Genomic DNA, 713 nt, shown 5'->3' on the forward strand with positions numbered 1-713 from the left:
ATCGTGGACGCGTTGCTGGCACAGGGTGTCCAGGGGCTGGTGGTTGCTGCCACGGGTAATGGCACCTTGCACCACGCGCTGGAGGCGGCCTTGCTTCGCGCGCGGTCTGCGGGGGTTCGGGTCGTCCGTGCGACAAGATGCTTCAATGGCCGGGTCTTGCCCACACCGGGGGATCTGTTTTCTGATTCGCAGGGGCTGAGTCCCGTGAAGGCGAGGATAGCGATGATGCTCGAGTTGCTGGCGGAGAGTTGAAGCCGCGCTTGCAATTGCAGTCCACCAGGTCCGGAAGCCGGAATAAAAAAAGCCGTCGGGCTGACGGCTTTTTTGGGGCAAGTGGACTCGCGTTAGGCCGGTTCAACCCGCCAGCGCCTTAAATGCCCGGGCGGTGATCTCGTCAACACCGCCCATGCCGCTGATGGCACGGTATTTCGGGGCCAGTTCAGGCTCTGACTTTGCCCAGCTGGAGTAGTACTCAACCAGCGGACGGGTCTGGGCGCTGTAAACCTCCAGGCGCTTGCGGACAGTTTCTTCCTTGTCGTCATCGCGCTGGATCAGCGGCTCGCCGGTCACATCGTCTTTGCCTTCAACCTTGGGCGGATTGAACTTGACGTGGTAGGTGCGGCCTGAGGCGGGGTGCGAACGGCGTCCGCTCATGCGCTCGATGATGGCGTCGAAGGGGACGTCGATTTCAAGAACGTAGTCCAGCTTGACGC

General features: G+C 61.7%; 1 protein-coding gene and 1 pseudogene. One reads left to right on the forward strand and one right to left on the reverse strand.

All coding sequences use genetic code 11. The features are described 5' to 3' along the window. Positions 1–252, forward strand: a pseudogene (locus AC1D1X_RS24980) (asparaginase); the annotation flags it as partial. 102 nt (positions 253–354) lie between these two features. Here the strand turns inward: AC1D1X_RS24980 and AC1D1X_RS24985 are convergent. Then, a partial coding sequence (locus AC1D1X_RS24985) for a nucleoside monophosphate kinase (RefSeq protein ID WP_477699584.1) occupies positions 355–713 on the reverse strand: 359 nt, incomplete at its 5' end.

Source organism: Polaromonas sp. P1_G4 (genome assembly GCF_056405475.1).